The organism is Streptomyces sp. NPDC002809 (genome assembly GCF_040295435.1).
Lineage (GTDB): Bacteria > Actinomycetota > Actinomycetes > Streptomycetales > Streptomycetaceae > Streptomyces.
The window spans coordinates 1-13,399 of the sequence record NZ_JBEOVJ010000098.1; the positions used below are offsets into that span (position 1 = coordinate 1).

Annotated in this window: 8 protein-coding genes; 5 read left to right on the plus strand and 3 right to left on the minus strand. The window is 72.7% G+C overall.

Annotated elements, in window-relative coordinates:
• The first annotated feature begins 137 nt into the window (after window positions 1–137).
• The 5 genes from ABT025_RS34630 (at window position 138) to moeZ (ending at window position 7,245) form a co-directional block, all read left to right on the plus strand.
• Complete coding sequence (locus tag ABT025_RS34630) at window positions 138–1,976, plus strand: DUF3492 domain-containing protein (protein ID WP_351002647.1); 1,839 nt, start codon at window positions 138–140, stop codon at window positions 1,974–1,976.
• A gap of 976 nt (window positions 1,977–2,952) precedes the next feature.
• Window positions 2,953–3,987, plus strand: coding sequence for a hypothetical protein (locus ABT025_RS34635; protein ID WP_351002648.1), 1,035 nt, complete (start codon window positions 2,953–2,955; stop codon window positions 3,985–3,987).
• Between the two features lie 198 nt (window positions 3,988–4,185).
• Window positions 4,186–5,151 carry an NAD-dependent epimerase/dehydratase family protein gene (locus ABT025_RS34640; protein ID WP_351002632.1) on the plus strand — a complete coding sequence of 322 codons (966 nt, stop codon included), beginning with the start codon at window positions 4,186–4,188 and terminating at the stop codon, window positions 5,149–5,151.
• A complete protein-coding gene (locus ABT025_RS34645) occupies window positions 5,139–5,981 on the plus strand; it encodes a spherulation-specific family 4 protein (RefSeq protein WP_351002633.1) in 843 nt (280 codons plus the stop codon). Before ABT025_RS34640 ends, ABT025_RS34645 begins: the two co-directional genes overlap by 13 nt.
• Window positions 5,982–6,066: 85 nt before the next feature.
• On the plus strand, window positions 6,067–7,245 hold the full coding sequence (gene moeZ, locus ABT025_RS34650) for an adenylyltransferase/sulfurtransferase MoeZ (RefSeq protein ID WP_351002634.1): 1,179 nt from the start codon (window positions 6,067–6,069) through the stop codon (window positions 7,243–7,245).
• Between the two features lie 69 nt (window positions 7,246–7,314).
• On the opposite strand, the gene ABT025_RS34655 is transcribed toward moeZ, so the two are convergent.
• The 3 genes from ABT025_RS34655 to ABT025_RS34665 all read right to left on the minus strand — a co-directional run bounded on the left by ABT025_RS34655 (window position 7,315) and on the right by ABT025_RS34665 (window position 13,367).
• Complete coding sequence (locus ABT025_RS34655) at window positions 7,315–8,889, minus strand: alpha/beta hydrolase (RefSeq protein ID WP_351002635.1); 1,575 nt, start codon at window positions 8,887–8,889, stop codon at window positions 7,315–7,317.
• 83 nt (window positions 8,890–8,972) lie between these two features.
• On the minus strand, window positions 8,973–10,559 hold the full coding sequence (locus ABT025_RS34660) for an alpha/beta hydrolase (protein ID WP_351002636.1): 1,587 nt from the start codon (window positions 10,557–10,559) through the stop codon (window positions 8,973–8,975).
• A 78-nt stretch (window positions 10,560–10,637) separates the two neighbouring features.
• Window positions 10,638–13,367, minus strand: a complete 2,730-nt coding sequence (locus ABT025_RS34665; protein ID WP_351002637.1) for a lysylphosphatidylglycerol synthase transmembrane domain-containing protein — start codon at window positions 13,365–13,367, stop codon at window positions 10,638–10,640.
• Window positions 13,368–13,399 lie beyond the last annotated feature (32 nt).

The window sequence follows — 13,399 nt, forward strand, 5'->3', positions numbered from 1 at the left end:
GCCCGAGGAAGTGCATCAGCGAGCGGGCGTTGCACGTGGCGTTCATCACGCACCACCGGCGTATCCGCTTACGGTCGTCCCGCTGCGAGTCGCCGATTCAACGGCGGCCGCTCACAAGGGAGATCGGGGGTGTGCTCGTGCGGATCGGACTGCTCACCGAAGGTGGCTACCCGTATGCGTCCGGTGAGTCCAGACTCTGGTGCGACCGTCTGGTGCGCGGGCTCGCGCAGCACGAGTTCGATCTCTTCGCGCTCAGCCGCAGCGCCGAACAGGAGGCACAGGGCTGGGTCCAGCTCCCGGCCCAGGTCAGCCGGGTGCGGACGGCACCCCTGTGGACCGCGGACGAGGACACCCTCGGGCTCCACGCCCCCAGAGGGCTGCTCTCGCGGCTGCTGACCGGCGGGGGCGCACGGGCGTACGGGCGGCGCGAACGGCGCCGCTTCGTCACCCACTTCACGGCGCTCGCGGCCTCGGTGTGCGTGACGGGTGCGACGGGCGGCGAGCGGAGCGAAGGGGACGAGGGCGCGAACGCCGGTGCCGACCGTACGGACGCCCGGCCGGACGACCCGCGGGCCGCGGACGCGGTCGCGGACGCGCAGTTCACGGAAGGCCTTTACGGGCTCGCCGAACTGGCCTGCGAGCACGGCGGGCTTCCCGCCGCCCTCCGCTCCGAGACCGCGGTGCGCATCCTCGAGGCCGCCTGCCGTGCCCATGGCACCGGACGCACCGTCCAGTCCGCCACCGTCCCCGATCTCCTCGCCTTCGTCCGGGAGCTCGACCGGGTGCTGCGCCCGCTCTCCCTCGACTGGTACGACGAGGAGAGCCTCGGCGCCGTCGACCTCTGCCATGCCGCGTCCGGCGGTGCCGCCGCGCTGCCGGGACTGCTGGCCAAGCGTTTCTTCGGGGTGCCGCTGCTCGTCACCGAGCACGCCGTGCAGCTTCGCGCGCACTACCTCACGGGCAGCGGTACGCCGGTGAGTGCGCCGGTACGCGCGCTGCTCGCGAACTTCCACGGGCGGCTCGCCGCCGAGGTGTACCGGCAGGCCGCGCTCATCACTCCGGGCAACACCCACGCCCGCCGCTGGCAGGAGCGCTGCGGCGCCGAACCCGCCAAGGTGCGCACGGTCTACCCCGGCATGGAGTCCGGCCGCTTCGCGGGGCTCGGTGAGAGCGAGGACGACGGTGGCCCGGACACGCTGGTCTGGGTGGGCCGGATCGAGCCGGCCAAGGACCTGATCGCCCTGCTGCACGCGTTCGCCGAGGTGCGCAGGGCCGAGCCCGATGCCCGGTTACGCATCATCGGTGCGGCGGCCCAGGGGCCGGAGGGCGCCGCTTATCTTGCCCACTGCCGGGCGCTCGCCGCGCAGTTGTTCCCCGACGAGGCCGTGGACGCACATGCCGTCGGGGACAGCCCGGTCTCCTTCGAGGACATCGGTGGGGCCGAGGTCCCCGATCTCGTCCAGGCGTACGCGGCGGGCGGGGTCGTGGTGCTCTCCAGCGTGGTCGAGGGCTTCCCGATCAGTCTGGTCGAGGCGATGTTCTGCGGCCGGGCGACGGTGTCCACGGACGTCGGCGCGGTCGTCGAGGTCATCGGCGGTACGGGAATCGTGGTGCCGCCGCGCAATCCACGGGCGCTCGCGGACGCCTGCCTGGCGCTGCTGCGCGACCCGGAGCGCCGTGCACGCCTGGGAGCCGCGGCGCGCGCCCGGGCACTCGAACTCTTCACCGTCGAACAGAACCTCGCGGCATTTCGCGGCATTTACCTGGAGCTGATCGCGCAGGCGCCGGTGCGCAGGGAGCCGGTGCCCGCCGACGGCGGCCCGCGCCCCTTCGCCACCCCGCCGGAGGCCCATGTCCTCGGTCTGTGGGCGGAGCCGGGAGACGACCGCGGCCCGGGACCGGCCGGGCGGACGCCCAGCTGGGCCGTGCAGGGAGCCGGCGCGGGAGCGCACGGCATGGGGGACGGCGATGCGTGACCAGGGAGCGGCCGCAGGGGGCCGCACGAACCGACCGGGTCCGACCGGTGCGCCCGGGGCGGTCGCTGCCCCGGGTGACGAGCACGGAGGAACGACGATGGCCCGCCCGACCGAAGTGCCCGAGGCGCTCGGCACGCCGACGAACAGCAGCAACGGGGGCCATCACTCGTGGGCGCCGGCCTCCGGCACCCTGCTCGCGGACCGCTCCGAACCGGCGTGGGGCCTGCCCGCCGCGTCACCGGACGGGCCGGCGGGAGTGCCGGTGGATGAGGTGGCGGGTGCGTCGGTGGACGGGGCGGCGGGTACGCCGGTGGACGGTTCGGCCGGTGTGCCGGTGGACGGGCGGGGGAGTGTGCGCCTGGCGCGGGAGGGCGCCTCGGGGAGCGGTCCGCTCCCGGAGACCGACGCTGCGCCTGCGGCGGCTGCGGCGGCTGCGGCTGCGCCCGCGCACGCCCCCGCACCTACCGGGCCCGCGCCGACCTCAACCCCCGCGCCCTCCGGCGTGGTTGGCGAAGCGCCCTCCACCCTCGGGGACCCGTCGCCTGATGTGGCACCCGCTGAGGACCCGGCACCTGCCGAGGGCCCTGCGCCTGCCGGCGACTCGACGCCTGCTGAGGGCCCGGCGCCCGCCGAGACCCTGGCGCCTGCCGAGCGTCAGGCGTCCGCCAAGGGACCGACGCCCGCCGAGACCCCGACGCCTGCCGGCGACCCGACGCCTGCCAAGGGCCAGGCGCCCGCTGAGACCCTGACGCCCGCCGAGACCCCGACGCCCGCCGGCGGCCCGACGCCCGCCGAGACCCCGACGCCCGCCGGCGGCCCGACGCCCGCCGAGACCCCGACGCCCGCCGAAGCCCCGACGCCCGCCGGCGATCCCGCACAGCACCCGGCCTCCCGGGCCCCCGAGGTCGCCCACGCCGCCCCGGCGCGCAAACTCGCCACCGGGCGGCGCGGGCCCGCCGATCCGGTGAAGACCTTGATGCACCGCCACCGCGAGCTCTGTGAGCGGGCCGTCGACCCCCTGGAGATCGCCGCCGGACTGGAGGCCCACGGAGTCACCGACCGCACCGCAGCCCGCTACCGGCACCGCGATGTGTTCTCGCTCGCCGAGGAGTTGTTCGCGCGGGTTCCGGCTGTTGCGGGAGAGCCCGTGGGTGCGGCGTTCGCCCCGGCGCGCGACATCGAGACGCGCGCCGCGTGGTCGATCCGGGCCTTGCTGCCGGGCGCCGCCTGCCTTGCGACCTTCGTCGCGCTGCGGCTCACCGAGGGGGTGCTCGACAGCGGGGCGCGGCTCGCCATCGGCATCGGCGGCGGTCTCCTCGCGTTCCTCGGGCTCGTGCTCGCCCTGCGTACCGGCCCCCTCTCCGCCGACGGCCGCTCGTCGGGCGCCGCGAGCCTGTTCGGCTGCTGGCTGCTCGGCTACGTCCTGTACGGCGACGCGCTGCTCCACCAGGTCCTCAGCGGCGGCCCCGAAGGCCCCTGGGACATCAACCCGGCACCGCTCCTCGGCCTCGCCGTGGCGGTCGCTCCCGCAGCCTGGTGCGCCCACCTCTTCTCCGTGCACGCGCACCGCAAGCTCAACGGCAGCCGTGCGCTGGAGGAGTTCGCCGCGGGTGTGCGCCCCCTGTTGTTCGCCGCCGTCGCCTTCTTCCTCTGCGTCCTCGGCGGGCTGCTGTACGTGGCGCGGCTCGGGATCGGCACGGGCGGCGCCCCGGTCGGTGCCGCGGCGCTCGGCGTGCTGCTTCTGCTGGCCCGCCTCCTCACCGTCCACGGCTTCCCCGAACCGGCAGCCACTGGCCTGGCCGCGGCCTGCGCCGTCGAGGCCGCCGCCCCCGCCCTCGTCCTGGCCGGCCGGCTGCCCGGCCTCGATGCCCTGGCCCGCCCCGTCGACGTGCTCGTCGCGGCAGCGGGCGCCGGGGCCGTACCCGCCGTCGCCTGCGGCGCGGCCGCGCTCGGCCTGCTGACCACCGCCACCGTGGCGCTCTCCCGGGCGTCCGCCCACACCGCCGCCTGACCCCCGCCAGACCCCCCCGCACGAGAACACCTCCGCACGAGAACACCTCCGCACACGAGTGACCCCGCACACCAGAACCCTGCGGAGCCGACGCCGCGGGCCCCTTCCCGAACGCACACAACTGCTCAAGGAGACACCGGACATGACCCCCCAATACCTCGCACCGGCAGCCCGCCGTCGGCACCGAGGGGGCGCGCGATGAGGGTGCTGCTGCTCGGAGCCAACGGATTCCTCGGCCGGTTCGTGGCCGACCGGCTGCTCGCCGACCCCGCCGTCCACCTCACGGCGCTCGGCCGCGGCGACGACGCCGACGTACGGTTCGACCTCGCAGGCGGCAGCCCGGGGGCGCTCACCCGCTTCCTGGACGCCGTCCACCCCGGAGTCGTCGTCAACTGCGCAGGCGCCACCCGGGGCGGGGCCCGCGACCTGACCCGCCACAACACCGTCGCCGTCGCCACGGTCTGCGAGGCGATGCGGCGCAGCGGCTGCACCGCCCGGCTCGTCCAGGTCGGCTGCTCCTCGGAGTACGGACCCTCGCAGCCCGGCTCGTCCACGGCCGAGGACGCCATTCCGCGCCCCGGCGGCCCGTACGGTGTCAGCAAGCTCGCCGCCACCGAACTCGTCCTCGGCTCGGGCCTCGACGCGGTCGTGCTCAGGGTCTTCTCGCCGGTCGGCCCCGGGACCCCGGCCGGTTCGCCGCTCGGCCGGCTCGCCGAGGCGATGCGCCGCGCCATGCAGTCGGGCGACGGCGAGCTGAAGCTCAGCGGCCTCGGTGTGCAGCGCGACTTCGTCGACGTCCGGGACGTCGCACGCGCCGTGCACGCGGCCTCGCTCTCCGCCGCGCAGGGCGTCGTCAACATCGGCACCGGCCGCGCCGTGCGCCTGCGCGACGCCGCGGCCGTCCTCGCCAAGGTCGCCGGATACGCGGGCGCACTCCACGAGCTGGACACGCCCCCCGCCCGCCTGCCCATCGGTGCACCGCGGACCTCGGCCGAATCGGTCATGGAGCACCTCGCGGTCACCCCGTCCCCCTATCCGGACGGCTGCGGTGCCTGGCAGCAGGCCGATGTGCGCACGGCCAGGGACCGGCTCGGCTGGCGGCCCCGGATCAATCTGGAGGAGTCCCTCGCCGACATCTGGATGGAGGCGGCGTGCCGTATCTGACCAGTACCGGCACCGCCCGCCGCACCAGCGGCGCCGAACAGCTCGGCTTCGGCGTCCCGGGGTACGCGCACCCGCTGCTCGCACCGGCGGAATGGGCCGAACTCGCCCGCCCCGGCACCCCGCTGCACTGGGCTGTTCTCGACATCGACAACGGCCCCGGCGCCCGCCCCGACCCGCACTGCCTGGAAGCCGCGGGCCGGCTCCGCAACGCCCGCGAACGGGCCGTACACGGCGAGGAGCCGCTCGACGCGGTGCGCGCCTCGGCCGGACGGCTGCTCGGCCGGCTCGACCTGGCCGACGGCTACCGGCCCTTCGGCGAGCTGGTCGCCGACGCGCGGTCCTACCTGGACTGGTACCGCGTCGACGGCTTCTACGTCGACCGCTGCCCGACGGAGCGCGCCGGCCTCCCGGCCGTACGCCGTCTCACGAGCACCCTCTCGGCCTTCCTGGCGGACAGCGACAGCGCGCGGCACGGCGGGCATCTGGTGCTCGGGCACGACACCCATCCGTATCCGGGCTACGCGGAGGCCGCCGACCAGCTCGTCACCTTCCGCGGCGCGTGGACCGACTACCGCTGGTCGCAGGTGGCGGAGTGGACCGCCGCCTACCCGCCCGGCCGTTTCGCCCACTTCGTCCACGGTGTCCCGCGCACCCATCTGGACGAGGCGATGCGCATCGCCCGCTGGCAGGGTGCCGGGACGATCTTCTTCACGGACCGGACCGGAGGGGCTGACCCCGGAAACGGGCGCGGACAAAGCGATCCATTTGCGACTCTGCCCAGGTACTGGGACGAAATTGTCTCGCGGATCGGACCTGGTATCTCGGAATGAGAGGGGGCGTGGCAGTGTTACGGCAAGAACAACCGTACGTAGCCGAAGTACGTAGAAACCGACCACCTGCATTGTTGAGGTTCCTGTGTCGCTGCCACCCCTGGTCGAGCCAGCTGCTGAGCTCACCGTCGACGAGGTCCGCAGGTACTCCCGCCACCTGATCATCCCGGATGTCGGGATGGACGGGCAGAAGCGGCTGAAGAACGCGAAGGTGCTCTGTGTGGGCGCCGGCGGTCTCGGCTCGCCGGCTCTGATGTACCTGGCCGCCGCCGGTGTCGGAACGCTCGGCATCGTGGAGTTCGACGAGGTCGACGAGTCGAACCTGCAGCGCCAGATCATCCACAGCCAGGCCGATATCGGCCGGTCCAAGGCCCAGTCGGCCAAGGACTCGGTGCTGGGCATCAACCCGCTGGTGAACGTGATCCTCCACGAGGAACGGCTCGAAGCCGAGAACGTGATGGAGATCTTCGCCCAGTACGACCTGATCGTGGACGGCACGGACAACTTCGCCACCCGCTATCTCGTCAACGACGCCGCGGTGCTTCTGAACAAGCCGTACGTCTGGGGTTCGATCTACCGTTTCGACGGCCAGGCGTCCGTCTTCTGGTCCGAGCACGGTCCCTGCTACCGCTGCCTCTACCCGGAGCCGCCGCCCCCCGGCATGGTTCCGTCCTGCGCCGAGGGCGGTGTCCTGGGCGTGCTCTGCGCGTCCATCGGCTCCATCCAGGTCAACGAGGCCATCAAGCTGCTCGCCGGCATCGGCGACCCGCTTGTCGGCCGGCTGATGATCTATGACGCGCTGGAGATGCAGTACCGCCAGGTCAAGGTCCGCAAGGACCCCGACTGCGCGGTCTGCGGCGAGAACCCGACCGTCACCGAGCTCATCGACTACGAGGCCTTCTGCGGCGTCGTGTCCGAGGAGGCCCAGGAGGCGGCGCTCGGCTCCACGATCACTCCCAAGCAGCTCAAGGAGTGGATCGACGCCGACGAGAAGATCGAGCTCATCGACGTCCGCGAGCCGAACGAGTTCGAGATCGTCGCGATCCCCGGCGCCAAGCTGATCCCGAAGAACGAGTTCCTGATGGGCAACGCCCTCCAGGACCTCCCGCAGGACAGGCGCATCGTCCTGAACTGCAAGACCGGTGTCCGCAGCGCCGAGGTCCTCGCGGTCCTCAAGTCGGCGGGCTTCGCCGACGCGGTGCACGTCGGCGGCGGCGTGATCGGCTGGGTCAACCAGATCGAGCCCGAGAAGCCGGTGTACTAGAGGCTGAACGCTTCGAAGGGGCCGGTCCGCATCACGCGGGCCGGCCCCTTCGGCATGCACACGGTTGCGCTACGAACAGGTCTTGCCGTCCTTCGGCACCTTCCCGTCCAGGAAGTACGTGTCCACGGTCGACGTCACACAGCTGTTCCCGCCGTACGCGCCGTGCCCCTCACCCTTGTTGGTGAGCAGGATGCCGACGCCCTTGCCCAGCTCGTCCGCCATCTTCCGCGCACCCTCGTACGGTGTCGCCGGGTCGCCCGTCGTGCCCACGACCAGGATCGGACCGGCGCCCGGAGCGCTCGCCTCCGGGGTGTCGTGCTCGCCCGCCACCGGCCAGTCGGAGCACCAGCCCGCGGTGTCCCAGGCCAGGAACGGGCCGAAGACCGGGGACAGCTTCTTGAACTCGGGCAGCAGCGCCTTCGCCTGGGCCGCCGTCGGCCGGGCCGTGGAGTCCGCGCAGGAGATGGCGCGCTGCGAGTGGTTCTGGGTGTCGTAATGGCCCTTCTCGTCGCGGCCGTTGTACGAGTCGGCGAGCTGCAGCAGCATGGAGCCGGTGCCGCCCTCCGCCTCGTCCAGCGCCTGCGTGAGCATCGGCCAGTTGTCCTTGGAGTAGAGCGGCAGCACGATGCCGGTGATCGCCAGCGACTCGTTGAGCTCACGGCTCGTGCCGGTCGGCAGCGGCTTCGCGTCGATCCGCTTCAGCAGTGCGGCGATGCGCTGCGTCCCCTTCTCGGGGTCCTGGCCGCGGTCCTTGAGGTAGTTCTCCAGCGCCCGCTGGAAGCCGGTGGTCTGGTTGCGGGCGTGACCGGTGGTGTCCGCGGTCGGGTCGACGACGGCGTCGAAGACGGCGCGGCCGACCTTCTCGGGGAAGAGGTGCGCGTAGGTACCGCCCAGCTCGGTGCCGTACGACATGCCGAAGTACGTCAGCTTCTTGTCGCCGAGGACCTCGCGGATCAGGTCCATGTCGCGGGCGGCGTTCGTGGTGCCGACGAACGGCAGGACCTTGCCCGAGCGGCGCTCGCAGCCCGCGCCGAACCCGGCGCCGTCCTCCATGAACGCCGCCTCCTCCGCCGCCGTGTCCGGCGTCATGTCGACGTTCCGGTTGGCGCTGTCCTGCTCCCGGTCCGTGCGACACCGCACCCCGGCGCTCTGTGCCACCCCGCGTGGATCGAAACCCACCAGGTCGTAGCGGGTGTTGAGCGTCCCGTACGAGCCGGCGGCGCGCGGCAGTATGGAGACGCCCGAGCCGCCCGGTCCGCCGAAGTTGAACAGCATCGAGCCGAGTCGCCGGCCCTTGTTCCGGGCCTCCTTGCGGATCAGCGCGATTCCGATCGTGTCGCCGTCCGGCTTCGTGTAGTCCAGCGGGACCTTGACCGTCGTGCACCGCCAGGCCGAGCCCGGGGCGCTGCCGCCCTCGGGCGCCTCGCACGAGTTCCAGTCCAGGCGCTGCGAGGTGAGGGAGGAGGGCAGGGGCTTGTCGCTCACCTCGGCCGACGGGGCGGCGGACGGTGAGGCGGCCGAAGCCGTGGCGCCGTCCGCCTGCTTGCCCGGCTTGTCGTCCGTGCCGTCCTCGCAGCCCGCGAGCGCTCCCGTCAGCAGCAGTGCGGCGGCGGCCAGCGCCCCGGCCCGTACGTATGCGACCACGTGTACATCCCTCCCCGTTGTGCCTGCCCGTCCGGCAGTTCGCGCCCATGGTAGGCGCGCGGACCGGCACACCTGTCGCACACCTATCCGCAGACCGTCCCGGCGGCCGGCACCTTACCGTCCAGGAGGTAGCCGCCCACCGCCTCCTGCACACAGGCGCTGCCGCTGTTGTACGCGCCATGGCCCTCGCCCTTGTACGTCATCTCCACGCCGACGCCCTCGCCCAGCTCCTCGGCCATCGCCTTCGCGCCCGCGTAAGGAGTCGCCGGGTCGCCGGTGTTGCCGATGACCAGGACGGGGGCCGCGCCCTCGGCACTGACGTCCGGGGTGTCCCAGGCGCCCGCCACCGGCCAACCGGTGCAGGCCATCAGGCCCCAGCCGAGGTAGTCGCCGAACACCGGTGAGGCCTCGTGGAACGCGGGGAGCTTCTCCTTGGTCCGGTCGAGGGTGAACCGTTCTTTGGAATCGGCGCAGTTGATGGCGGTGTTGGCCGCGGCGGAATTGTCGTAGCGGCCGTCCTCGGAGCGCCCGTTGAGGGAGTCCGCGAGGGCGAGGAGGAGTGCGCCGTTGCCACCGTCGGCCTCGTCCACGCCCTGTTCCAGCAGGGGCCAGGTCTCCTTGGAGTAGAGCGCGGCCGCGATGCCGGTGGTGGCCTGCGTCTGTGTCAGTTTCCGGGAACCGATGCCCGGTACGGGCTTCGCCTCCAGCCGGTCGAGGAGGCCGGACACCCCCTGCTCGACCTCCTCGGCGGTGGAACCGGGCAGCGTGCAGGCGTCGCCCCGGGCCACGCAGTCCTCGGCGAAGTTGTCCAGCGCGAGCTGGAAGCCCTTGGCCTGGCCGAGGGAGGACTGTTCCGCGTCCTCGGTCGGGTCGACCACCGCGTCCAGGACCGACCTGCCGACGTGCTCGGGGAACAAGTGCGCGTAGACGCCGCCCAGTTCGGTTCCGTACGAGATGCCGAAGTAGTACAGCTTGTCGTCGCCGAGGGCCTGGCGCATCAGGTCCATGTCGCGGGCCGCGTTCGTCGTCCCCACGAAGGGGAGCTCCTTGCCCGAGTTCTTCTCGCAGGCCGCCGCGTACGCCTTCGTGGACTTGATGAACTCCTTCTCCTCCGCCGCATCGTCGGGCGTGCCGTCGCCCTCGTACCGCGCGTCGAGCTGCGCGTCGTCCTCGCACTCCACGCCCGCGCTGCGGCCGACGCCGCGCGGGTCGAAGCTCACGAGGTCGTACCGTGTGCGGAGCTTGTCGTACTCCGTGCCGAAGGCGGGCAGGGTGGCGACACCGGAAGCGCCGGGGCCGCCGAAGTTGAAGATGAGCGAGCCGATCCGCTTCTTCGCGTTCATCGCCTTCGCGCGGATGAGCGCCAGCTCGATGGTCCCGCCGTCCGGCTCCGCGTAGTCGAGCGGGACATTCATGAACGAGCACTCCCAGACGGCCCCGCCGGGCAGTGGGGAGGGCGAGGTCCCGCCGCCCTGTGCCTGGGAGGGGGCCGGGCACGGCGTCCACTTCAGCTGCTGGGAGGCGAGACCGGCGGGAGTGGTGGTCGCGGCGGCCTCGGCGGAGCTGGGTGGGCTCTCCTTGCCACCCCCGTCCGAACAGCCGGCGAGGGGGAGCAGCACGGTCACGGTGGCGGCGAGGGCCGCGGTGCGCAGGGCAGGGGAGGTCCTCATCGCTCCATCGTGCGGCGGCACCCCGGGGGGTGCACGGGGCGCCGGTCCAAGCGGGTGGACGCCTGCGGGCCCCAGCCTCTAGAGCTCGCCCTTGCGGGTCAGATGGTTGAAGCAGAGCCAGCCGGGGAGCACCGGCAGCCACAGCGTGAGCAGCCGGTACAGCAGCACCGCGGGTGCCGCGACCTCCTTGGGCAGACCGACCGCGATCAGACCGAGCGTCAGCGCACCCTCGACCGCGCCCATACCGCCCGGCGTCGGCGCCGCCGAGCCCAGCGCGTTGCCGGCGAGGAAGACCACCGCGATGCTCGCGTAGCTGAGGTGCGGCGTGTCCGGACCGCTGAACGCCCGGACCGACGCGTCCAGACACATCACGAACAGGCCGGTCAGCAGCAGCATCCCGCCGATGCCCGTGAGCAGCTTCTGGGGCCGCTGCACGACATCGAGCATGCGCGGCACGACCCCGGCGAACAGCGACCGCACGCGGGTTGCCACGAACTTCCGCAGGAACGGGATCGCAGTCACCACCAGCACCAGCACGGCGACCGTGAGCAGCCCCGCGATCACGGTCCTGGACGGGGTGAGCGAGGACGGGGTCTTCTCCGTACCGGTCAGATACCCGAACGCGGCGAGCAGCAGGATGTGGCACCCGAGGCCGAACAGCTGCGAGGCACCGACACTCGCGACCGCGAGCCCGGGGCGCACGCCGGAGCGCTGCAGGAACCGCGTGTTGAGGGCGACACCGCCCACCGCCGCCGGGGCCACGATCTTCACGAACGACCCGGCGATCTGGGCCAGCACCGTCTTGCCGAACGGCACCCGCTCGGGTACGAAGCCCAGCAGGCTCATCGCTGCCGCGATGTAGCTGAGCGCCGAGAATCCGAGGGCGGCCGCCACCCAGCCCCACTCCGCCTGCTCGACGACCGCGCCGAAGTCTGCCTCGGTGACCTGCGAGATCAGGAAGTACGCGGCGATGGCACCGGCGATGAAGCTGAACAGCGTGCGGGGCTTGATGCGCTCCAGGCGGACCGGCTCGACCGGGGCCTGCGGCCGGATCAGCAGTACCTCCTGGCGGATCTGGGAGAGCAGATCCTCCTCGCGGGCCCCGTCCAGCGCATCGTCCATGGCCCGCTTCTCGGCCTGCTTCTCGGTGCGCAGCGACTTGCGGGCGGTCTTGCGGCCGGCGTCGTCGGACGGCTCCGCGTCCTGGGCCCGGGCCCGCTTGGCCGCGTCCGACGCGTCCAGTACGGCCTCGCGCTCGCGCTGCGACCGCTCCCGGGCGAGCCTGCGCAGGTGGGCGCGGGTGGAGCGGCTGAGCGCGATCGGCTGGAGCAGCGGCAGGGAGTCCGCGACGGCGTCCGGGCCGAGCACCGCCAGCGCCGACGCGACGGCTCGCTCGGCGCCCACCCGCAGGCCGGTGGTGGTGAGCAGCTGGGCGACGTCCATCCGCAGGACCAGGTCACCGGCGGCGATCTCACCGCCCCGCAGATCCGTGACGAACACCTTGCCGGAACGGTCCACCAGGATGGCGTCACCGGTGAGCCTGCGGTGCGCGATCCGGCGCGACTGGAGCGCCTTCACCTGACGCCAGGCGCCGCGCACCACGTCGTCGGTGATCTCGGCGTCCTCCAGCGCGTCCAGTGAGCGTCCGCCGATGTGCTCGTACACCAGCATCACGGCGTCCGGACCGAGCTCGGAGGTGGCGATCAGCTTGGGGGCGTTGGCGCCGGCGGCGATCGCCGCGTACGCGAGCAGCGCCTCCTGCTCCAGTGCCTGGCGCAGCGACTGGATGGAACGCCGCTGGGTGATGCCGCGCAGGGTGAGCCTGCGCCACACACGGTAGAAGAACCCCTGCGCCTGTTGTTCGCGGTCCACGACCGTCACGTCGAGCGGTGGTCCGTCCTCCAGGGAGACCACGTAGCGGCGCCCGCGGTCGCTCTGGTCACCGGAGTCGGGCGCGTCGTCTGCCCGCATCGCGGTGACGGGCCGGAAGCCGACGTGGCGCAGGCCGGCCATCAGGTGCTGACCGGTCGGCCGGACGTTCGGCGAGCCGACCGCGTACAGGGTGCCGTAGGCGACCGTCCAGCCGATCAGCACCGTGAGGATGATCGAGAGCGGGGTCGTGTACCCGCCCACCAGCATGGTGAAGGCGTCGAGCAGCAGCACCACCCACAGCACGACCCGCCACCGCGGCCGTCTCGCCATGCCGACCGCCGTCATATAGGCGATCACCGGGGCGAGATAGCCGTGTACGGGGTCGGTGAGCGCGGCACCGGGCTGCGGCTGGGTCAGGGCGTCCTGGATGGTGCCGGACGCGGAATTGGACACCCACAGATCCGTGGCGAGCGTCACTCCGTGCGCCAGCACGGCGGCCAGGACACCGTCCGCGATCCGCAGCCCGTCGCGTTTGATCAGCCGCTCGATGGCGAAAGCCACCGGGACGAGCAGCACGGCGATGCTGGAGACGAGACCGGCGATCTTGATGAGCAGGTCGGGCGCCTGTCCGGTGCCCTTGTTGATGTCCTGTTCGAGGCCGGCCGTCGTGCCGTGGGCGAAGGCGGCGACGGCGAACAGCACGACCACCGCGAGGACCCCGATGAGGAGCCGCAGCAGATCGGAGGGGCGGTGCACCCGGGCGGGGAGCAGGGGTTCGTCCCCCGAGACACGGTCGGCCGGCGCCGCGTCGGAGGTCGAGAGCGTCGAGCCCTCCAGGTGATCCGAGGGGGTCTGCGGGCCGGTGCCGGGCTCCTGCCCGCTCTCCTGGGGGTGCGGCTCGGCATCAGAGGCGTCGGCCGCCTTCGGTGGCTGCACGCCCTGCTCCTTCGTCGCCTCTGATTGGTCTT

Coding starts and splice junctions, on each gene's coding strand:
- ABT025_RS34635 (WP_351002648.1), top strand. CDS start 2,953: ATGCACCGCCACCGCGAGCTCTGTGAGCGGGCCGTCGACCCCCTGGAG.
- ABT025_RS34640 (WP_351002632.1), top strand. CDS start 4,186: ATGAGGGTGCTGCTGCTCGGAGCCAACGGATTCCTCGGCCGGTTCGTG.
- ABT025_RS34660 (WP_351002636.1), bottom strand. CDS start 10,559: ATGAGGACCTCCCCTGCCCTGCGCACCGCGGCCCTCGCCGCCACCGTG.